Raw genomic sequence first — 22,099 nt, 5'->3', positions numbered from 1 at the left:
GGTCAATTCCCTGCCTTGCCGCCCTGCCGGACCAGCCGCATCAGCGCTGCCGCGGCCCCATCCAGCACATGGTTCCAATCGCCTTCCGCCCGCGGCCGGAACAGCCGCATCGAGCGGTACCAGGGCGAATCCGCCCTCTCCTGCATCCAGAGCCAATGCGCGGGCCGCGACAGCAGCAGCCAGACCGGGCAGCCCAGCGCCCCGGCCAGATGCGCAACCGCACTATCCGTCATAATGACCAGATCGAGCTCCGCCACCGCCGCCGCCGTATCGGCGAAGTCGCGCAGATGCGGCGCCAGGTCGATGATGCGATGCGCGCCTGCCGCCCGCAGCTCCGCCTCCGGCGGGCCCTTCTGCAGGCTGAAGAGCTGCACGCCGGGCAGGTCGAAGGCCATCAGGAAGCGCTCCAGCGTCAGCGCCCGTTCGGCATTGCGGGGGAAGGCGGTGCTGCCCGACCAGACGATGCCGACGCGCAGCGTGCTCGCCTCGGCCCCGTTCAGCCGCTGCCGCATGGCCGGCAGTCGCGCCTCCGGCGCCCGCAGCCAGGGCTCGCCCGAGAGCATCTCCAGCCGCGGCGCGAAGAGGCCAGGCAGGCTGCACAGATGGGCGTGCCAATCGGCCTCGGGCAGCGGCGCCCCGGCCGGGATGATGCGGTCGACCCATCCCATAGGGGCGAGCAGGGGGATCAGCGCCTCCTGGCATTCCAGCACCACCTCGCCCCCCAGGGCGCGCAGCCGGGGCAAGGTCCGGCTGGCCCAGAGCGTATCGCCGAAGCCCTGTTCAGCCAGCAGCAGCAAGCGCTTGCCAGGGAAGGGGCGGCCATCCCAGCGCGCCCCTGGCAGCGGCCGCGGTGGCACCAGCCCGTTCTCCAGCCGGACCTCGTAATCGGCGAAGCCGCGCGGCAGGTTGCTGAGATGCAGCAGGCTTCGCCCACGGTCCCAGCGGGCCATGGGATGCGCCGGACTCAGCCGCAGCGCGGCATCGAAGGCGGTGACCGCCTCCGCATGGCGGTCCGCTTCGGCCAGGGTGATGCCGAGATTGTAGCGGAAGGCGCCCTCCTCGGGGGCCAGTCGCACCGCCTCCTCCTGGCAGGCGAGGGCGGTGGCGTGCTGGCGCAGCTTGGTCAGCGCATTGCCGAGATTAGTCCAGAGCCCGGCTGTGCCGGCCCCCAGCGCGAGTGCCCGCCGGTAGCAGCGCACCGCCTCGGCTGGCCGGCCCTGCTCTGCCGCCATGACGCCGAGCGCATTCCACAGGAAGCCATCCCCCGGCCGAACAGCCAGCGCGGGGCGCAGGATGCCCTCCGCCGCAGCGAAGGAGCCGGCGGCATGCAGGGCCGCTGCCTCCTGCAACGTCCGGTCCTGTAACGCCAGAGCGTGCCCGTGGGAGCAGGACCTGCTCGCCCCCGTATCAATTAGTCTTTCAGGCATGATCCTCGATCACGAAGCCCCTGGTCACGGGAAAGCGAGCGGCTTATGGTCGAAGAGTTATCCTTATTTTATGTCCCTAGGTAGAAAAATGGGTCGAACCAGAACGGTTTCTGCCTCGCCTGCCTCGAATGCGGTGCAGCGGAATGCCGTGGCCGGGTTCGGATCGCAGGGGGGAAGTCCGAGTGCTGCGTTCCAAGAGCAATAAGCGCGCCCTGTCCGCCCGCGCCCCGCAGGCACCGATGCGGAGCCTCGCCCCTCCGCCTGCAATCGAGATGATCGAGCCGCGGCTGCTGCTGTCCGGCACCACGGTGAATGCCGCGGCGCTGCACGCCCTGCACGACAACCTGGCCCATTTCGAAACCGCGCTGGACGGAAGCGGGGCCGAGGGGGTGCTGGCCAAGACCATCGCCCTGATCAATGTGAATGACAGCCGGACCGCCGGCGGCATTGTCGATCTCGATGGCGTCTTCGACAAGCTGGTGGTGTCCGTCTTCGACGCCATGGCGAAGCTGCCATCGGCCAATGCGCCAGTGGATTCCGGCGACCTCGCCTCAAAGCTGGCAAGCGCCATCCTGGACAATACCGGCAAGGACGTGGGCGACGTCGCCACCGTGCAGGACCTGTCCAGCGGCAGCGACATCGTCCTCAAGCTGAGCATCACCGACGTCCAGAAGGGCAGCTTCTCGGTCGATTTCGGCACCCTGGGCGACACTTACGGGATCAGTGCGCCGGATGTGATCGGCACCACCGCCTCGACCTATAATTTCGCCTTCAAGATCACCCTGCACACCGCCAGCCTGCCGGCGACCCCGACCGATGCACAGGCAGCCTCGGCCTTCGCCATCGCCGATACGAGCTATGGTGTCACACTGAACGCCAAGGCGACCCTGGCCGGGCAGGACATCCATTTCGGCCTGCTGACGCTGACCGCCGATGCGGTATCGACCAAGATCGACCTCAACGCGAAATTCACCGGCACCGCGCTCGACATGACGGGCACGGAACTCGCCACCCTGGCGACCGAGGTGAAGGCGGGCGACCATTCCGACCTGATCGGCGCCGGCGCCAAGCTGACGACGGTGATGGTGAGCCAGAGCAGCGGCACGCTGCTCGACCTGGCTCTGCTGCTCGACGAGGATCACGCGATCCCGGGGATCGACACCTTCACGGCGAAGCATTTGAAGGTCACCGGCGGCTTCGCCGACGGCACCGCCGCCTATGACACCGCGCCGCTCTTCGCCGCGCTGAAGACCGCGGTCCACAACCCCGATTTCGACCCGAAAAGCCTCAACACCTTCTCGCCGACCGGGCTGCTGACCTATCTGCAGCGCGTCGGCGAATATATCGACAAGCTCTCCATCGCCAAGGGTCTCGATATCGAGATTCCCTTCACCTCGGGCGTCACCATCGGCGAGGTGATCGACACCGCCGACGCCTTCAAGGCCGCCATCATCGACCCGATGGCGAATACGGTCGGCGTGCTCGGCTTCGATGAGGGGCAATTCAATTCCGGCGGGAATTACGTCGAATCCCACCGTGCCCTGACCGCGAGCGACATTGCCCATCTGCCGGAGACGATCGGGATCACCCTCTCGCTCGACAATGGCCGCACCACCACCCTGCAATTCGCGCCGCACTACAAGGACATCAACGGCGACATCCAGCAGGTCGATTCCGTCGATCACCTGGTGCTGGCGATCAACCAGGCAATCGCCACCAGCGCTATCAAGGGCTATGTCCAAGCCTCGAACGATGCCGGGCGGATCAACCTGTTGCTGACCGCGCCGGAAAACGGCACCGCGGCGAAGAAGATCACGGTTACCAGCGCCACCAGCATCTCGCTTTTCGCCAGCCTGCGGGAATTCGGCATCTCGCTGGCGAAGATCCTCCATCTCGATGGCTGGGATGATACCTCCGGCGATCCGGAGGTCGGTACCAAGCTGCTGGAGGAACTCGGCCTCGGCTACAATTCCGAGACCAATGCGGTCGAGCTCACGCTCCAGAAGGAGTTCGAGCTGCCGAGCATCCACGCGCCCTTCGAGATCGATTTCAGCCTCGGCGACGTGGCCGGGCTCAAGCTGACCAATGCCACCTTCTCCCTCAAGCCCAGCGTGTTGCTCTCGCTCACCCTCGGCTTCGATCTCGACCCGCTCGGCAGCGACCTGAACCAGGACGGCGGGCCGCAGGTCGGCGACGGCAAGAACGGCACGCCCGACACCGCGCTCGGCGACCTGCCGGTCTATGTCCAGGCGGCCGGTGCCGATGGCACGATTCCGATTACGGCGCGGCAGATCGCGGAGGCGGCCAACCCGGCCGGCGACTACTCCAAGCTCGCGGATCTGCAGATCATCGGCCGCGAAGGCTTGGTGAAGCAGTATGTGCTGACGCCGGGGATGACCCTCGGCAATCTCGAGACGATCATCGCCACCGATTTCGGCAGCAATATCGAGCTCCACTTCAACGATGACGGCAATGCCGAGCTGTCGCTGGTGGACGACTACACGCCCTATAAGGGCGCCTCGCCGGCCTCGATGGGCCTGGCCCAGGGCACGACCGCCTCCGCCGCCAAGGTCGGCAGCACCGCCAACTACCACGCCGTCCTCACCGGCGAGGCGCCGAGCGGCGCCGACTATTCGCACAGTTCGAAATTCATCCTCTCGGTCGGCAAGCTGGCCCCGGTCGTCGTCAGCATCGGTGCGACCGGCAGCGCCTCCGCTTATGTCTCGGCGATCAACGCGGCGCTGGCTGGCATCGATGTCGATGCGACCGATCTCGGCCTGCCTGCCGCCAAGCAGCTGCACTATTCCGACATCGTCAAGGCGACGCTGAATGCCAACGGCTCGGTCACGCTGACGACCACGATCTACGACGCCATCAAGACGGCGACGGGCGGGGAGCCGACGCTGTCCTCACAGCGCAGTGCCGTCCAGTCCACGCTGCGGGTCGATACGGTGACGCTGACCGTCTCCGCCCTGCATGGCTCGCTGCTGCCGGGTCTGCTTGGCCTGGTCGGCAGCGACATCAACGGGTCCGGCAAGGCGCAGAGCATCATCATCGGCAGCCCGCTGCATGGCGAGACGCTGGCCGACCGCTTCTACCTGCGCGATTCCGGCATTTCCGCCATCATCACCGCGGAGCTGGAGCCGACCGATCCGGACGAGGATGTCACCATCTCCGGCAGCCTTGGGCCATTCGGCCTCTCCGCGACGCTCTACAGCGCGGACGATCCGGCACCGATCGATGCCTATATCTCGCTCAAGGCATCGCTGCTGCTGAACAGCGACCTGAACCCGGTTCCCAACCTGCTGACCTTCAAGCAGCTCACCGACGCGCTCTCGGCCGGGGACTTCAAGTCGATCTGGGCCTTCCGGCTCGATAGCGGGCGCGATGGCGAGCCTTTCGCCAAGCTCGCCTTCCACGATATCGACCTGACGGCCGGCTCGGTCCAGTTGACGGGCGCAGTGGCCCCGAGCGTCACCATCTCCCTCGACGGTGCCGATGAGCTGCTGGACGGCACGGCACCGAAGCCCGAGGTGGAGGTCGAGGGCTTCAGCCCGACCCTGACCGCCGCGAATGCGGTCGAAGCGATCCGGCAGACCTTCAGCGCGCTGGATGAGGGGCTGGCGACCACCCAGATCCCGCTGATCAATGTCAGCCTCGACGACATCCTCGGCTTCACCAGCGAATTCCTGGTTGCGCTCGGCCAGGCGCAGGAAGGCGAGAAGGGCACCTTCACCGAGATCGAGGACACCATCAATCGCGCCCTCGGCGCCGATGTGGTGCATATCAAGGTCAAGGACGGCGACCAGCTCATCATCTCGCTGAACTACAAGCCGGTCGATGTCGCGACCGAGCTTCCCTTCGACCTCGACCTGCAAAGCCTTGCCAGCCAGCTTGGCGAGCAGGGCGGGCTGGTCGCCAGCCTGGCCGAGACCATCGGCAGCATCGCCAGCCTCAGCGCCAGCGGCACGCTGAATGTCACCGCCAGCGCCAGCCTCGCCCTTACCCTCGGCATCAATCTGGGCGAGAACTCCTCGCCGGCCGAGCTCGCCACCAAAATCGCGGCGCTGAACAGCGGTCGCGGCCTGCACGGCGCGACGAGCGCGGGCGATGACATCAAGGTCACGCTCGGCAATGGCAAGAGCTTCACCGCCTCGCTCAGCGCGCTCGGCCAGACTGCGACCGTTCAGGACCTGCTGGACACGCTGAATACGGCGGCCGCGAAGGTGGGGTTGACGAAATTCGCCAGCTATGACGCCAAGACCGGCAAGCTGACCTTCGCGGACAATACCACCAGCGACGCGCTCGGCGTCGCCAAGCTTGGCTTCACCGACGGCCAGGCCGGCATCCATAGCGGCAGCACGGTGAAGCTCACGGCCGGCAGCGCCATCAGTGCCGCGGACTATGCCAAGGCCTATGACTTCAGCATAGGCATCGGCAACGGCGTCACTGCCGAGGTGGTGCTGGAAGCGGATGCGACCCGGACGACCTCCGCCGCCTTCCTCTCCGCCCTGCGCACGGCGCTGGCCGAGGCGACGGTCAGCGCCAAGGCGCTGAAGGCCGAGAATGTCCCGCTCAGCGGCCTCGGTGCCGGCAGCGCCGATTATGACGTCTCGGTCGGGCAGCTTCTCCAGGTCAGCCTGTCCGGCGGCAAGCTGGTCTTCAGCGCCAAGGCGGCGACGCTCGGCACCGATGCGCTCGGCAACCTGATGAACAACATCACGGTCAAGGCCGCGACGCCGACGCTTGCCTTCCATGTCGAATCCATCAACGGCTCGACGGTGCTGAAGGATCTCGGCTTCGGCGGCGATTCGCTGACCACCGAGAAGACTGTCAGCGGCGCGCGCAGCCTGACCGGCGCGCTGACCGCGCCGAATTCCGCCAGCGAGCGCTTCTACGTCCTGACCGGCGAGGATCCGGTCACCCATGACCTGCTGACCGGCGTCACGGCGAAGCTCGGCGTCTCCTCCGACGACCTGAATTTCAAGGTCGGCCTCGGTCCGATCAGCGCCACGGTGAAGAACGGCACCGCCCATTTCGGGGCCGATCTCGGCCACAAGGCGGCTGGGGATACCGGCTTCAAAGTGGGTGATGCCGAAGATGATCCGGCCACCTTCACCATCAGCCTCGCCGATGGTTTCGGTGGCTCCGACCCCAAGGACGGCAAGCTGAGCTTCGCCGACCTGGCCAAGCTCAGCTCGCCCGACTACAGCCTCAAAGATCTGGTCGAGATCGAGGCCGACGCGGCGGTGGATCTGACGCTGCCGGTCTATGCGCTCGGCGCGCCGATCGGGCCGGTGACGCTGCAGGTTGGCAACCTGTTCAACAGCGATGCGGTGCCGACGGCGCCGGGGCGGACCGTCTATACGGACTTCCCGGACCTGTCCGGCATCAGCCTCGGCAGCATCCTGAACGACCCGCAGACGATGATCGACGGGCTCGACGCCTTTCTCTCGACGCTCGACAGTGGGCCGATGGCGCAGGCGCTGTTCGGGCTCAACCTGCCGCTGATCGGCGATGCGTTGCAGGGCATTGGCGGCTTCTTCGCCGACCTGCATGCCAATGTGATCGATACGCTGCAGTCGCTGCTCGACAGCTTCATCACCTCGCATCCTGGCCAGCCGGCGACGACGCAGAACATCATCACCCAGGGCCTGAACTACGTCCTGAACGACATCCTGCACCTGCCGGGCGAGATCTATTCCTATATCGACAGCATCGCCAACCCGACGGAAATCTCCTTCCTCTGGCATTTCGACAAGACTCTGTTCGACGCCACGGTGAATATCGATGCGACGCTCGGCATCCCCGGGCTCGGCCTCGACATCACCAATGGCGACATTCATGTCCGCGCCGATCTCGAGGCGACGATCGGCTTCGGCTACCAGAAGGACAAGGGCTTCTTCGTCCTGGATACCGGGACGCCGAAGGCGCTCACCAACTGGACCTCGAACAACAACCCTGACGACCCCTTCACGATCAATCTGCAGGAGGTGCATGCGCTCGAGATCTCGATCGCGGCCTGGCTGCCGACCGACCCGGCCTTCGAGGCGGCGCTGAGCCTCGGCTTCCTCCGCATGACGGCGGTGAACGGCTCCGAGCTGAAGGCGGAGATCAACGGACGAGAGATCGCGGGCACCAGCCTCACCGGCAGCCTCTATGTCGATATCGGTCCGAAGGATACGGATGGCCGGCTGCTCTTCAGCGAGATGAGCAAGACGCCGCTCCGCGTCGGCGTCATCGCCACGGTGAATGTCGATCTGCTGCTCGATGCCGGCATCGGCATCGGCAGCACCAGCATGGCGCTGCCCTCCGTCTCGACCGAGCTGCTCTTCTCCTACACCTTTGCCAAGGTCTTCGTCGGCGCCCTCGGCAACGAGGCCGAGAGCGGCGTTGAGGTGCCGATCACCTTCAAGGACGTTACCCTCGATATCGGCTCCTTCCTGACGGATATCCTGAAGCCGATCCTCGATACGGCCGAGACGATCCTCGGACCGCTCCAGCCGATCCTCGACTTCCTCACCGCGCCGATCCCCGGCCTCTCGGCCTTCATGGGGCCGACCTCCATCCTCGACCTTGCCCAGACTTTCGGCGGGTCGAAGGTGCAGGAAGCGGTGAAGTTCATCCGCATCGTCGATCAGGTGGCGGAGCTCGTGCACACGCTGCACGAAATGTCGAGCGACGGGAACGTCAAGCTCAACTTCGGCACCTTCGTGCTCGGCAAGACCGACGATCCGGACGCTACATCGCTCACCTCAAGCAATGTCGATCCGTTCAGCAGCAAGATCTCGAAGACCAACACCAAGGCGGCCGAGCAGCAGATCGCGGCCAATGCCGCGAAATACCAGGCGGCCGCCGCTGCGTCGCTGAACAAGGCCGGCTCGGGCGTCGGGCAGCAGATCGGCGGGCTTGAGAACACCAAGACCGGTGGCGGCAAGCCGGTCATCGAATTCCCGATCCTGAAAAACCCGATGTCGGTGCTGAAGCTGCTGCTTGGCATGGACGACCCGGCGGATCTGATCCACATCACCTTGCCGACCTTCGATTTCAGCTTCAGCAAGGAGATCGACTTCTTATTTATGATCGGCCCGGTGCCGGTGACGGTGCAGGTCTATGTCGAGGCTGGCGTCACCATCAACCTGGCCTTCGGCTATGATACGCTCGGCATCCAGCATTTCATCTCGGACGGCAACCCGCTGCAGCTGCTGGACGGTTTCTACGTGGACAACACGCTAGGGCCGCAGCTTTCCTTCTACGCTGCCTTCGGGGTCCGCGGCGGCGTCAACCTGGCGCTGGTGGCGGCCGGCATCGGCGGCGAGCTGCGCGGCCAAGTCGACTTCCAACTGGTGGATGTCAGCGGCACCGGCAAGGTCCGCTTCTCTGTCCTGCTCGAGGAGCTGATCAACAATCCTCTGCAGATCTTCAAGATCGATGGTGCGATCACGGCGAAGGTCTATGTCTGGGCCTGGGTTGGCGTGAGCATCCCGCTGGTCGGCAAGATCACCATCTTCGAGACAAGCTTCGACCTCATCAGCGTCACGCTTCTCTCCTTCAGCTATGACTACCAGGCGGCGCATTCCACGCCGCAGCTCGCGCATGTCGACGAAGATGGCGTGCTGCAGCTCAATATGGGCGAGAATGCCGAGCGCCAGGCGGTTGGCGGCAACCTCTACAACCCGGACCAGGAATTCACCGTCAAGCATGTCGGTGGCAGTGCCGGCGACGAGACGATCGAGGTGACGGCAAATGGCGTCACCCGGACCTACAGCCATGTCAAGAAGATCACCGCCAATCTCGGCGACGGCAACAGCCATCTGAAGCTGGAAGGCGGCCTTACCTCCGACGCGACCATCATCGCGGGCGATGGCGACAACGTGGTCGAGCTTGGCGGCGTCGATGGCGACCCGCTGATGATCTTCGGCGACGGCAACAACATGATCATCGGCGCCACCACCGCCACAACCATCCAGGCGGGCAACGGCAACAATACCATCCAGGGCGGCAACACCCGCAACACCATCACCGCCGGCAACGGCAACAACATCATCACCGGCGGCACCGAGGTCGATGTCATCTCGGTCGGCTCCGGCAACAACGTGATCTACGGCAATGAGGGTGATGACAGCATCGTCGTCACCGGCGGCAACAACACGATCTATGGCGGCGCCGGCGCCAACGTCATCTCCATCCAGAACAGCGCCGGCCAGAATCTGATCTTCGGCGACGGCCCGAATACCGGAGCCGACAACGACAGCGCCAAGATCGATGCCGATTATGTCGCCCTCAACATGTATGCCGGCGACAACAAGGGCAGCACCATCACCGGTGGCAACGGTGCCGATACGATCTTCGGCGGCGACGGCAATAACTTGATCACCGGCATCGGCGGCCAGGACGTGATCTTCGGCAGCCGCGGCAGCGTGACCCGCGCCGCCAATGGCAACATCATCCTTATCGAGGCCGGCGATCCGGCCGGGGGCAACAACACCATCATCGGCGGATCGGCCGAGAGCTTCCTGATCGGCGGCGCCGGCAGCGATTCGATCCTAGGCGGGGCCAAGGCGGATATCATCCTCGCCGATCTCGGCACCATCGATGGCGAGGCCGGCGGCAGCGGCGGCCAGTTCCACGTCACCGCGCTCGCCCTTGGCGGCAACGACACCGTCCTCGGCAATGGCGGCAACGATGTCATCATGGGCGGCGCCGGGTCGAATGCCCTCGATGGCGGCAATGGCAACGACATCATCGCCGGCCATCAGGCTGACCTGATCCGCACCGGCTTCGGCACGGTGGCGACCCTCGTCAGCATCGAGACGACCAGCGAAGGCGTTGGTGGCGCCAACAGCATCCAGGGCGGCGCCGGCAGCGATGTCATCCTGGGTGGGGCCGGCAGCCAGAGCATCGATGCCGGCACCGGCACCGATGTGGTCATCGGCCATTTCGGCAGCGTTGTCGCCAGCAATGGCGGCGGCAGCCTGACCATCCAGGGCCGGCACAGCGCCGATCCGGGCAATGGCGACAGCATCATCAAGGCCAGCCACAGCGCCGTCATCATGGGCGGCGGCGGCAACGACACCATCCAGACCTTCGACAACCTGCAGCCGGCGGATCCGGTGCAGAACACCCCGGCCGTCACCTCGGCGGACCGGACGGAGGTGATCTTCGGCGGCAATGGCTATGTGACCATGGACTACCTGCCGCAGGGCGGGCTCAAGATCCATCAGGCGCGGACCGAGGCGACCGAGGAGAACACCGGCGGCAACAACGTCATCACCACCGCCGACGGCAACAACTTCGTCTTCGGTGGCTCGGGCAACAACACCATCACCACCGGCCAGGGCAGCAGCGTGATCTTCGGCCATATCGGCGCCGTCGATCTCGACCGGCTGGCGACGCCGAAGCAGAACGGCATCGCGCCGGACGTGCTGGGCTTCACCCGCGGCCAGGACGGATCGGTGCTGGCCACCACCGGCTCCACCATCATGGCCGGCAATGGCAACAACATCATCATGGGCGGCGCCGGGGATAACAGCATCACTGCCGGCACCGGCAACAACATCATCTTCGGCGCGGCCGGCAGCGTGACGCGGGACGGCCGGGTCGGGGCGAACAACGCCCTGATCCTCGCCCAGACAGTCGAGGAGAGCCTGGGCGGCAACAACCGCATCACGGTCGGCCTCGGCGGGCTCGGCAACAATCTAGTCTTCGGCGGCGCCGGGACCAATGTGATCCGGGCCGGCGATGGCAACAACATCCTGTTCGGCCATCTCGGCATCGAGAATAACGGCGTCTTCAGCTTCAGCCAGGTGCAGCGGGCGGATGGGTCCCGGCCCGACCTGATCGGCCGGACGGTGCCGGAGATCGGCTCCACCACCGTGCCGACGCCGGATCTGGACAAACCTCTCGCGGTCGCCGGCGGAACCATCATCGCCGGCCGCGGCAACAACATCATCATCGGCGGCGCCGGCAACAACGTCATCCAGGCGGCGGGCGGCGACAACACGGTGTTCGGCGCCTCGGGCGCGGTCACCCGCACCGCGGTTGGTGGCAGCGTCCTGGTCGCCACCACCATCGAGGAGAATCTGGGCGGCAGCCACCAGATCACCCTCGGCAATGGCCGCAACCTGGTCTTCGGCGGGGCCGGCAACAACCTGATCACGGTGGGCGACCGCGACAACATTGTCTTCGGCCATCTCGGTCAGGTGAATCTGGGCCTCTTCCTGCTCTATACCGATGCCCAGCGGGCCAGTGGCGCGCTGCCGGACATCGTGGGCCGGGTCCTGCCGGAACTCGGCAACCGCTCGCCGCGCACAACCGCCCCCTTCACCACGCTCGACCAGCCGATGGCGGTGGCGGGGTCCACCATCTATGCCGGCAACGGCAAGAACGTCATCATGGGCGGCGCCGGGGACAACACCATCGTCGCCGGCTACGGGTCGAACCTCATCTTCGGCTCGGCCGGCGCGGTCACCCGCGATTCGGTCAACCGGTCGGTGGTCTATGCCACGACGGTCGAGGAAGCGCAGGGCGGCAACAACACCATCGCCGCCGGCCTGCGCGGGACCAGCAGCCAGGTCATCTTCGGCGGACCGGGCTTCAACCGGATCACCGCCGGTCCGGGGAACAACATCATCCTCGGCCATCTGGGTGCGGTCGATTTCGGAATCATGAGCCGGTACACGAACGCGCAACGTGCCGATGGCACAAAGCCCGACATCATCGGACGCGTGATCCCGGAAGTGTCGAACCTGTTCCCCTTCTCTCCCGGCGGCACGGCCGGCCTCGACCAGGTGCCCACCCACGCGGGTGGCAGCGTCATCACGGTCGGCCGGGGCGACAACATCATCGTCGGCGGGGCGGGGAACAACAGCATCACCACCGGGTCCGGCAACAACATCGTCTTCGGCGCAGCCGGCGTCGTCACCCGGGATCCGATCACCGGCGCCCTGCTCGATGCCCATACGGTGGAGGAGACGCAGGGCGGCAAGAACGTGCTGCGGCTCGGCACCGGCGCGCCGGGCAGCAACATCGCCTTCGGCGGCCCGGGCAACAACACCATCGCGGCGGGCGATGGCAACAATGTCCTGATCGGGCATCTCGGCCAGGTCAACTATGCCAGCTTCACCGCCTACAGCCCGGCGGATCGTGCTTCCGGCGCGCATCCGGACGTGCTCGGCCGCACCATCCCGGTGGTCGGCAATGTCACGCCAGCGACCACGGCGCCCTTCGCCGGCCTTGGCAGCCCGCTGCCGACCGATGGGGCGACCATCATCGCGGGCGCCGGCAACAACGTCGTCATGGGCGGCGCCGGGGTGAACAGCATCAAGCTCGGCGCGGGCAACAACATCGTCGTCGGCGCCTCGGGCAAGGTGACGCGCACCGGCCCGGCCGGCACGCTGATCACCGCCAGCGAGACCGAACTCGGCTATGCCCAGGCGGCCAGCATCACCACCGGCGGTGGCACCAATATCGTGCTGAACTCCGGCGGCAGCGCGCCGAAGGGCGCCCCGGCGCTGACCAGCCAGCCGGTCTATGTCGTCGCAGGGACCGATACCCTCGCCTCGGCGCAGGATCTCGCCTCGCTGGCCGGGAAGGTGGCGCTGATGGCCGCCGAGTCCATCGCTACGACCACCACCGCCGCCGCCCCTGCGACGCTGCCGGCGGAGCGCCTGCTCCGCCCCGGCACCACCACCCTCTACGACGAGGCGAGCGGGCTGTGGCGGACGGAGGAGGAAGAGGAAGAGGTGGCCGCACCCCTCCTCGATGCCGGGGCCACCACCCCGGTGCTCGATCTCGGGCCGCTCGCGGCCTGAGCGGGCGGACATCGCTTCACCGACCAGAACAGAGACATTGGCATGAGCACCGACACGACCCTGCCGCCCAAGACCACCGTCATCGGCGGCACCCGCATCAAGTGGGACGATGCGGCGATGCGCACGACCTATGCCAATGTCTGCAACGTCGTCGCCAGCCGGGAGGAGATCATGGTCCTCCTCGGCACCAACCAGGCCTGGATGAACAGCGCCGAGGAAATCACCGTCACCCTCAGCGACCGCGTCCTGCTCAACCCGCATGCCGCCAAGCGGCTGCTGCACATGCTGGGCAAGACCATCGAGGAATACGAGCGGACCTACGGCCAGCTGGGCTGAGGCGGGACAGGCGCGGGAGATGACAGCGGGGCCTGCCTCGGCCGGGATGACGGGTGGCGATGCCGGGCTGGCAGCCTGGCGGGCGCTGCGCGCGGCCGGCGATGCGCAACGCGCCTCCAAGCCCTGGCTCGACCTCGCGGTCGCGCTGGTGGCGGGGATGGTGCGCGACGCCACCGGCGGCCCTGCCCGGGTCATCGGCGGCTTCGTCGCGCTGCGCCAGGGTGCCGAGGCCCGCTTCACCCGCACCGCCTCCTTCGGCCAGGCCGAGGTCAGCTTCGCCCTGGCCAAGGCGGCCGAGCGTTGCCTGCAAACCGGCCGCAGCGTCGCCGCCGGCGGCGAGGAGGCGAGCGGCCAACTCGCCGTGCCGCTGCCGGGCGATGAAGGGCTGCTCGGCGTCGTCGCGCTGGATATCGCGGCGGCGGATGCCGCCATGCTCGATGCGGCCAATCGGCTGCTGCAATGGGGCCTCGGCTGGTTCGGCCGCGGCCTGCCCGCCGCCGCCCCGGCATTGCCGCCCGGCGCCCCGCCGGAGCTGCTACGGGCCATCGGCGGGGAAGGGGACCTGGCCGGCATCGGCGAAGTGCTTTGCACCCTGCTGGCCGAGCGGCTGCAGGCGATGCGGGTCAGCCTCGGCTCCGGCACGCCCGGCGCCATGCGGCCCTTCGCCACATCCCGCGGGCGGCTGGCCAAGTCCCGCACCGATTTCAGCGTCGCGCTCGCCGCGGCGATGGAGGAGGCAGTGGAGGCCGCTGCCCCCGTCGCCTGGCCGCCCCTGCCGGGCCAGCTCTCGCCGCATGGCGCGCAGCAGCGGCTCGGCCAGGGGGAGACGGCCGGCTGGGTGCTGACCCTGACCTGCGCCCCGCCGGAGGGTGGCCCCCCCTTCCTCGCCGCGGTGATCGAGGGCGGCCTCGGCACCGCCGCCCCGATCTCCGCAACCGAATGGCAGACCCTATTGGAGGAGCTGGCGCCGCTGCTCGCCCTCCGGCTGCGGGCGGAGCGTGGGCTGCTCGCCCATGCCGGCGCCCGCCTGGCTGAGACGGCGCGCGCCTGGGTGCCGCCGCGCGACGTCACGCGCGGCCTGATCGCCGCTGCCGTGGTCGGGCTGGTCCTGGCCGGCGCCTTCCTCCGCATCGAGTATCGCGTCGCCGCCCATGCCACGCTGGAAGGCGCGGTGCGGCGGGCCGTGACGGCGCCCTTCGACGGCTTCCTGGCCGATGCCGCCGCCCGCCCGGGCGACCGCGTCCCCGCCGGCACCATCCTCGCCCGGCTGGATGAGCGGGAGCAGCGCCTGCAGCGCGCCGAGCAGGAAGGCCGGCTGGCCGAGAGCCAGCGCCAGATGGATGAGGCGATTGGCCGCCGCGACATTGCCGCTGCCAGTATCGCCGCCGCCCGGCGCCAGCAGGCCGAGGCGGAGCTGCACCTGGCCGAGCAGAACCTCGCCCGCGCCAGCCTCGCCGCGCCCTTCGACGGCATCGTCATCGCCGGCGACCCGCGCCAGTCCCTCGGCGCGCCGCTCCGCCGCGGCGATATCGTCTATGAGCTCTCGCCGCTGGATTCCTGGCGGGTGGTGCTCGAGGTCAATGAGACCCAATTCGCCGCGGTCGAGCCTGGGCAGCATGGAAGGCTGTTGCTCTCGGCCCTGCCGCAGACCTCCTATGGCTTCACCGTCACCGCCGTGACGCCGCTGGCCACCGCCAAGGAAGGCCATAACAGCTTCCGCGTCGAGGCCCGGCTGGATGAGGAGGATGCCAGCCTCCGCCCCGGCATGCAGGGCATCGGCAAGATCGAGGCGGGGCCGGCCCGGCTGGTCTGGATCGCCAGCCGCAGCGCCCTGACCTGGCTGCGCCTGAAGCTCTGGGCCTGGCTGCCATGAGTGCCACCGCCGCTGCGACCCCCCAGGCGATGCCGGAAGCGCTGCGCCGCCCGGTGCTGAAGCCCGGCATCGCGGTGTTCCGCCACCGCTATCGCGGCCAGCCCTGGTATGTGCTGCATGACCGCGCGGCGCACCGGCTCTACCGCGTCTCCGCCAGCGGGGCGGAGGTGGTCGGCGCCATGGATGGCGAGCGGCCGATGGGCGAGATCGTCCAGTCCCTGGCCGCGCGGCCGGATGTGCCGCCGCCCGACAGCCGCCGCATCGGCCAGTTCCTGATGCAACTCCACAGCCTCGGCCTGCTGCGCGATCCGGCGCCGGATGCCGCGGCGCTGACCCGGCGGCGGCGGCAGGAGGCGCGGCGCAGCCTGATGGCCTCGCTGCGCAACCCGCTCTCCTTCAAGCTCGGCCTGTTCGACCCGACCCCGCTGCTGGACCGGCTGGCGCCGCGGCTCGGCTGGATCTTCGGACCCTTCGGCCTTGCCCTCTGGCTGGCCGTGGTCGCCATGGGCGCCGTGATCGGGCTGATGCATTGGGGGCCGCTGGCGGCGGATTTCTCCGACCAACTCTTCTCCGCCCAGAACCTGCTGCTGGTCGGCCTGGTCTATCCGGTGGTGAAGGCGATCCATGAGCTGGGCCATGGCCTCGCGCTGCGCCATTGCGGCGTGGAGTGCCGGCAGGTCGGGCTGCTCTTCGCCGCTTTCTTCCCGGTGCCTTTCGTTGATGCCACCGCCGCCGCGACGCTGGAGCGCAAGACCGACCGGATGCTGATCGGCGCCGCCGGCATCCTGGCGGAGCTGTTCATCGGCAGCATCGCCCTCGCGCTTTGGGCGGCGGCGGAGCCGGGGCTGCTGCGGAGCATCTGCTACAACGTCATCCTGGTCAGCGGCTTCTCCACCTTGCTGTTCAACGGCAATCCGTTGCAGCGCTTCGACGGCTATTACGTACTGGCCGATGCGGTGGAGATTCCGGGGCTTGGCACTCGCGCCGGCCTCTGGCTCGGTTGGGCCTTCCGCCGCTTCATTCTCGGCGACGCCTCCCAGGCCGAACCGGCAGGCACGCCGGGCGAGCGGCTCTGGTTCGCCCTCTATGGCCCGGCCTCCTTCGTCTACCGCTTCGGCCTGATGCTGGCGATCGCCTTCATGGTCGCCGAGCAATATGCGGAGATCGGCATCGGCCTCGGGATCTGGGCCACGATCGGCTATTGCTGGCCGCTGGTCGGGACCGCGCTGCGCGGCGTGCAGCGGGCCCCGGCGGAGGGCCGCAGCCGCGCCGCCTTCGGCCTCGGCGCGCTGGTCCTTGGCGTGCTTGCCCTGCTCTTCGTCGTGCCGGCGCCGCATCGCAGCCTCGCCGAGGGCGTGGTGGCGATGCCGGAGGAAGCGGCCGCCCGTGCCGGCATCGGCGGCACCGTCGCCGCGCTGCTGGTCGCACCGGGCGCCGCCGTCGCCCCTGGCACCCCGCTGGCCCGGCTGGAGGAGCCGGCGGTGGAGGCACGCCTCGCCCGCGCCGCCGGCCGCGTCGCCGAACTCGCCGCCCTGCAGCAGATGCAATACCCGCAGGACCGGGTGAAGGCGGCCAATACCGCCGAGCAACTCCGCCAGGCCGAGCGCGAGCTGGCCGAAGCGGAGCGCGACCGGCGCAACCTGCTGCTGGTCAGCCCCGCCGCCGGGGAGCTGGTGCTGCCCAACCCGACCGATCTGCCCGGCCGCTTCCTGCAACGCGGCGACCAGCTCGGCATCGTCTATGACGGCGTCCGCGCCGTGGTCCGGGTGCTGGTGCCGATGGACCAGATCGGGCTGGTGCGCGACGGGCTGCGCGCGGTCTCGATCCGCCCCGCCTTCGCCATCGAGACGCCGCTGCCCGCGCGCCTCGCCCGCATCTCGCCCTCGGCGACCGAGCTGTTGCCGAATGCCGCGCTCGGCCTCGATGGCGGCGGCACCCATGCCGTCACGCCCGACCGCAACGGCGCCCAGCGCCTCGCCGAACCGGCCTATCTGGTGGAGCTGGCGCCGGAGACCCCGCTCGCCCGGCGCTTCCTCGAAGGCCGGGTCCATGTCCGCTTCGCCTTCGACCCCGAACCGCTTGGCTTCCAGTTGTGGCGGCGTATCCGCCTCGCCTTCCTGAGGCATCTTCATGCGTAGTATCGTATTGCCTGCCCTTCTGCTCGCGGCTGGCCCGGCCCTGGCGCAGCGCCTGCCGGCGCCGCTGCCGGCCGCGGATTTCCCCTGCCAGGTCACCTCCTCCCGCCGGATCGAGCTGGCGAGCCCGGTCGTCGGCGTCCTCTCCGATGTGCTGGTGGAGCGGGGCGACCGCGTGCGCCGCGGCCAGGTCGTGGCCCAGCTCCAGTCCGAGGTGGAGCAGGCCCAGGTGGCGCTGGCCCAGGCCCGCGCCTCGTCGGATGCGCAGCTCAAGCTGCGTCGCGCCCGCATGGCGCTGGCCGACCGCACCCTCAGCCGCAACCGTCCCCTGGCCGGGGAGCGCTTCGTCTCCGAGCAGGAGCTCGACCAGATCCGCACCGAGCGCGACGTGGCCGCGATGGATGCCGCCAGCGCCACGGAATCGTTGGTCATCGCCCGCGCCGAGCTGGAGCAGGCCCGCGCGGCGCTCGCCATCCGCTCCATCCGCAGCCCGGTCGATGGCGTCGTCACCGACCGGATCCTGAGCGGCGGCGAGCAGGTGCGCGACAAGCCGATCCTGGTGATCGAGCAGGTGGACCGGCTGCATGTGGAGGTCTCGCTACCCTCCGCCCTGCGCACCGGCCTGCATGTCGGCAGCCATGCCCGCATCAGCTTCTTGCTGCCCGGCCTCGACCCGGTGCTGGCGGAGGTCGCGGTGGTCGATCCCGTGGTCGATCCACGCAGCGACACCTTCAATATCCGCTTCGTGCTGGACAATGTGGCCGGCCGCATCCCCGCCGGCATCAAGTGCCGCGCCGCGCTGGAGCCGGCCTCGTGAGCCTGCGCGCCCTTATCCTCGCCGCGCTGGTCGTGGCGGCGCCGGCGGCGCGGGCCGATGCGCCGGCTTCGGGCGGCATCGGGCTGCTCGATCTCGCCGAGGCGGCGCTGGCGCAGCATCCGACGATGCGGCAGGCCGCGGCCGGGCGGGATGCCGCGCGGCATGCGGTGCGGGACGCCTATATCGGCCTCGGCCCCCGCGCCAACATGGTCTTCGACACGGCGCGCGAGAGGCTGGACGTCTTCCGCAGCAGCACGCCGGTCTATCGGATCGGCGTCTCCGAATTCAGCAATCGCGGCATGACGCTGGAAGTGGTCCAGCCGCTCTTCGATGCCCGCGTCTTCGCCCAGCTCGCCGGTGCGCATGCAACGCTCCGCCGCGCGCGGGAGGAACTGGACGGCGTCCGCCAGCGCGTGCTGTTCGAGGTGGTGCAGGCCTATCTCACCGCGCTCGGCTCGGCCGATGGCCATGCGATCGCCAGCGCCGAGGAGCGCACCCTACGCCGGCAGATGCAGGAGGTGGAGCAGCGCGGCCGGCTCGGCCTGGCCACGCCCGCCGATGCGGATGAGGTCGCGGCCCGGCTGCGCGGCGCCGAGGCGCAGACCATGGCCGCCGCCGCCGCGCTGAACGAGGCGATTGCGGGGCTGGAGCGCCGCACCGCCCGCCGCATCGCCGGCATCGCCCCGCTCGGCGGCCGCATCCCGATGCCGGAACCCTCGCCGCCCACGCCCGAGACCTGGGTGGAGCGCGCCCGCGACCGCAATGCCGAGGTGCTGGTGGCGCAGGAGGCGGCCAATGAGGCGCGCGCCCAGGCGCTGAACGCCGCCGCCGGCACTCTGCCGCGCGTCGATCTCCGCTTCACCCAGAGCCACCAGGTCACCGGCGGCTCGGTCTATGGCGGCGGGTCGGGCATCGATGACCGCACGCTGCTGTTCCGCCTCACCGTGCCGCTCTTCAACGGCGATGGCGGCGGCTACCCGTATTTCGCCGCCCGCGCCCGCCACCGCGCCTCGCTCTACCGGGTCGAGGACCAGCGGCTCGAGGTCGAGCAACAGGTGCGCGGCGCTTTCGAGGAAGTCGTCTCCAATGCCCGGCGGGAGCCGGCGCTGCTGCGGGCCGCCGAGGCGCAGGCGCGCGTCGTCGTCTCGAAGCGCCAGCGCCTTGTCGGCGGCGTGCTGCGGCTGAAGGAGGTGCTGGATGCCGAGCGCGACCAGTTCCAGGCCGAACGCGCGGTGCTCAGCGGCCGCTACAATTACCTGCTGAACCTGATGGGGTTGAAGCGCCTCGCCGGCGATTTGAGCGAGGCCGACATCCTCTATCTCGACGCGATGCTCGATCGGCGCGGCCGCGCCATCGGGCGGGTGGAGGTCGCGCATGCGACCCGCTGATTCCGGACAAGAGGCGCATGGGGGCGCCGCGCACGCATTCGAAGGGGGAGACCAGACGATGATCCATACCGAGACCCTGCCGGTGAAGAGGCCTTCCCGCTTCGCGGCGCGCCTTCTGCTCTGCACCGCACTGACTGCTGTTAGCTTCATCGCGCTGCCGCCGGCGGCGCAGGCGGCCAGCACCTACACCGTGACCAGCGGCACCGATGCCGGCAACCCGGCGACCGCCGGCACGCTGTCCTGGGCCATCGACCAGGCCAATGGCAATCCCGGTTCGACCATCAACTTCGCCGGGGGGCTGACGACGGTCACCCTCTCGGCCCCGCTGCCGACGATCAATCAGAACGTCACCATCACCGGCAATCCGGGGATGACGGTCAGCGGCGCCAATACCACACGCGTCTTCTTCGTCGATGGCGGCAATGTCGCCATCACCAACATGACCATCGCCGATGGCAAGGCGACCGGCGGTGCCGGTGCCTCGGGCGGCGGCGGTGGCATGGGCGCGGGCGGCGGCATCTTCGTCAATACGGGCAATGTCAGCCTCGCCAATGTCAGCTTCGCCGGCAATGCCGCGGTGGGCGGCGCGGGTGGTGACACCACGCGCGGCTCCGGCCCGGGCGGCGGCGCGGCGGGTGGTGGTGGCGGCGGCCTCGGCGGTGCCGGCGGCAAGCCCTATGACGGCGCGGGCGGCGGCGGTGGCTATAGCGGCGGCGGCGGCGGCGGCGGTGCCTATTCCGGCGCGGCCGATGTGGTGGCGGGTGGCGTGGGCGGTGCAGGCGTGGCCGGCACCGGGGCGACCGGCGGCACGGGCGGCGGCGTGCTGGCGGCGGTTGGCCAGTCGGGCACGGCCGGCGGTGCTGCGGGCGGTGCGGGCGGCACCGGCGGTGCCGACCTCACCGGCGCGGGCGGCGGCGGCGGCGGCGGCGGCGGCATCAACGGCGGCGCGGGTGGCGCCGGCCTCAATGCCCTGGCGGCGACCGTCGGTGGCGGCGGCGGCGGCGGCGGCGGCGGCATCTCCGGCGGTTCGGGTGGTGCCGGCGGCATCGTCAGCGGCGATGGCCAGAACGGCACCCGCACCGGCGGTGGCGGTGCCGGCTTCCTCGGCGGCGTCGGCGGCAATGGCGGCGACTTCGGCGGTGGCGGCGGTGGCGTGAACGGCGTCGGCGGCAATGGCGGCTTCGGTGGCGGCGGTGGTGCCGGCGCCCAAGGTGGCGCGGTTTCCAACTTCACCGGCGGCACGGGCGGCTTCGGCGGCGGCGGCGGCGGTGGTGGTGGCGCGCTCAATCCGAAGGCGGCCGGCGGTGTCGGGGCTGGGATCGGCGGCGCGGATGGCGGCGGCGGCGGCGGCGCGGCGTTCGGCGGTGCGGTCTTCGTCCGCAGCGGCGCCAGCATCACCTATACCGGCAACGGCTCGGTCGGCGGCAGCAGCGCCACGGGCGGCGCGGCAGGCAGCACCGGCATTCTCGGCGCCACGGCCGGCGCCTCGGCCGGTGACGCGCTGTTCCTGATGAGCGGCGTGAGCACCGTCTTCAACCCGGGCGCCGGCAACACCCTGACGGTCAGCGGCAACATCGCCGATGACAGCGCGAACAGCGTTGCGGGCGGCAGCGGCGTCACCCCGGGCACCGGCAGCGGCGCAGCGGTGCAGGTCACCAGCGGCACGGTCAAGTTCCAGAACTCGAACACCTATGCCGGCGGCACCACCATCAATGGTGGCGGGGTGCTCGAGATCGCCAATGTCGGCGGCCTCGGCTCCGGCAACCTGGCAATGGACAATGGCGCGCTGCGGCTGAACACCGGTGGCGTGCCCTTTAATTCCAATCTGCTGGTCTCGCTGGGTGCCGGCGGTGGGGTGATCGACACCAATGGCAACAATTCGACCCTCGGCGGTGTCATCAGCGGCACCGGCGGCCTGAGCAAGGCCGGTCTCGGCACGCTGACCCTGACGGCGGCCGAAACCTATACCGGCGCGACCCAGGTGGCGAATGGCACGCTGGCGCTGTCTGGCGCGGGCAACCTTTCTGCCTCGACCGGTGTCAATATCACCGGCAGCACCGGGACCTTCGACATCTCGGCCGCCAGCGGCAACCGCACGCTGCAATCGCTGAACGGCGTGGCCGGCAGCAATGTGACGCTGGGTGCCAATACGCTCTCGGTGACCGGCAGCGGCACCTTCGATGGGGTCATCAGCGGCACGGGCGGCTTTACCGTCAACAACGGCACGATGACGCTCGGCGGGGTGAACACCTATACCGGCGCCACCACCATCAACTCCGGCACGCTGTCGCTGAACGGGGCGGGCGATAT

The 22,099-nt window shown here is 68.9% G+C and carries 8 protein-coding genes; 7 read left to right on the top strand and 1 reads right to left on the bottom strand.

Annotation, left to right across the window (positions count from 1 at the left end; all coding sequences use genetic code 11):
* Positions 1-2 precede the first annotated feature (2 nt).
* Entirely contained in the window at positions 3-1,349 is a 1,347-nt protein-coding gene (locus JMJ55_RS24600) for a tetratricopeptide repeat protein (RefSeq protein ID WP_236034012.1), read from the bottom strand.
* 260 nt (positions 1,350-1,609) lie between these two features.
* Between JMJ55_RS24600 and JMJ55_RS24595 the strand changes: the two genes are divergently transcribed.
* From JMJ55_RS24595 to JMJ55_RS31725, 7 genes are all read left to right on the top strand, one after another.
* The gene (locus JMJ55_RS24595; RefSeq protein WP_202828259.1) at positions 1,610-13,240 is read left to right on the top strand and encodes a beta strand repeat-containing protein; all 11,631 of its coding nucleotides are present in this window, start codon (positions 1,610-1,612) and stop codon (positions 13,238-13,240) included.
* A gap of 42 nt (positions 13,241-13,282) precedes the next feature.
* Positions 13,283-13,576, top strand: coding sequence for a DUF3467 domain-containing protein (locus tag JMJ55_RS24590; RefSeq protein ID WP_202828258.1), 294 nt, complete (start codon positions 13,283-13,285; stop codon positions 13,574-13,576).
* Between the two features lie 19 nt (positions 13,577-13,595).
* A complete protein-coding gene (locus JMJ55_RS24585; RefSeq protein WP_202828257.1) occupies positions 13,596-15,449 on the top strand; it encodes an efflux RND transporter periplasmic adaptor subunit in 1,854 nt (617 codons plus the stop codon).
* Positions 15,446-17,587, top strand: coding sequence for a PqqD family peptide modification chaperone (locus JMJ55_RS24580; protein WP_202828256.1), 2,142 nt, complete (start codon positions 15,446-15,448; stop codon positions 17,585-17,587). Before JMJ55_RS24585 ends, JMJ55_RS24580 begins: the two co-directional genes overlap by 4 nt.
* Positions 17,580-18,401 (top strand): efflux RND transporter periplasmic adaptor subunit, encoded by an 822-nt coding sequence (locus JMJ55_RS24575; protein WP_202828255.1) that lies wholly within the window; start codon positions 17,580-17,582, stop codon positions 18,399-18,401. Before JMJ55_RS24580 ends, JMJ55_RS24575 begins: the two co-directional genes overlap by 8 nt.
* The gene (locus tag JMJ55_RS24570; RefSeq protein WP_202828254.1) at positions 18,398-19,789 is read left to right on the top strand and encodes a TolC family protein; all 1,392 of its coding nucleotides are present in this window, start codon (positions 18,398-18,400) and stop codon (positions 19,787-19,789) included. The genes JMJ55_RS24575 and JMJ55_RS24570 overlap by 4 nt, the downstream gene beginning before the upstream one ends.
* 58 nt (positions 19,790-19,847) lie before the next feature.
* Positions 19,848-22,099 (top strand): beta strand repeat-containing protein (locus tag JMJ55_RS31725; RefSeq protein ID WP_407927557.1); only part of this gene is annotated, 2,252 nt, incomplete at its 3' end.

Source organism: Belnapia mucosa (assembly GCF_016775475.1).
Lineage (GTDB): Bacteria > Pseudomonadota > Alphaproteobacteria > Acetobacterales > Acetobacteraceae > Belnapia > Belnapia mucosa.
This window is presented reverse-complemented; position numbering and strand designations above follow the sequence as displayed.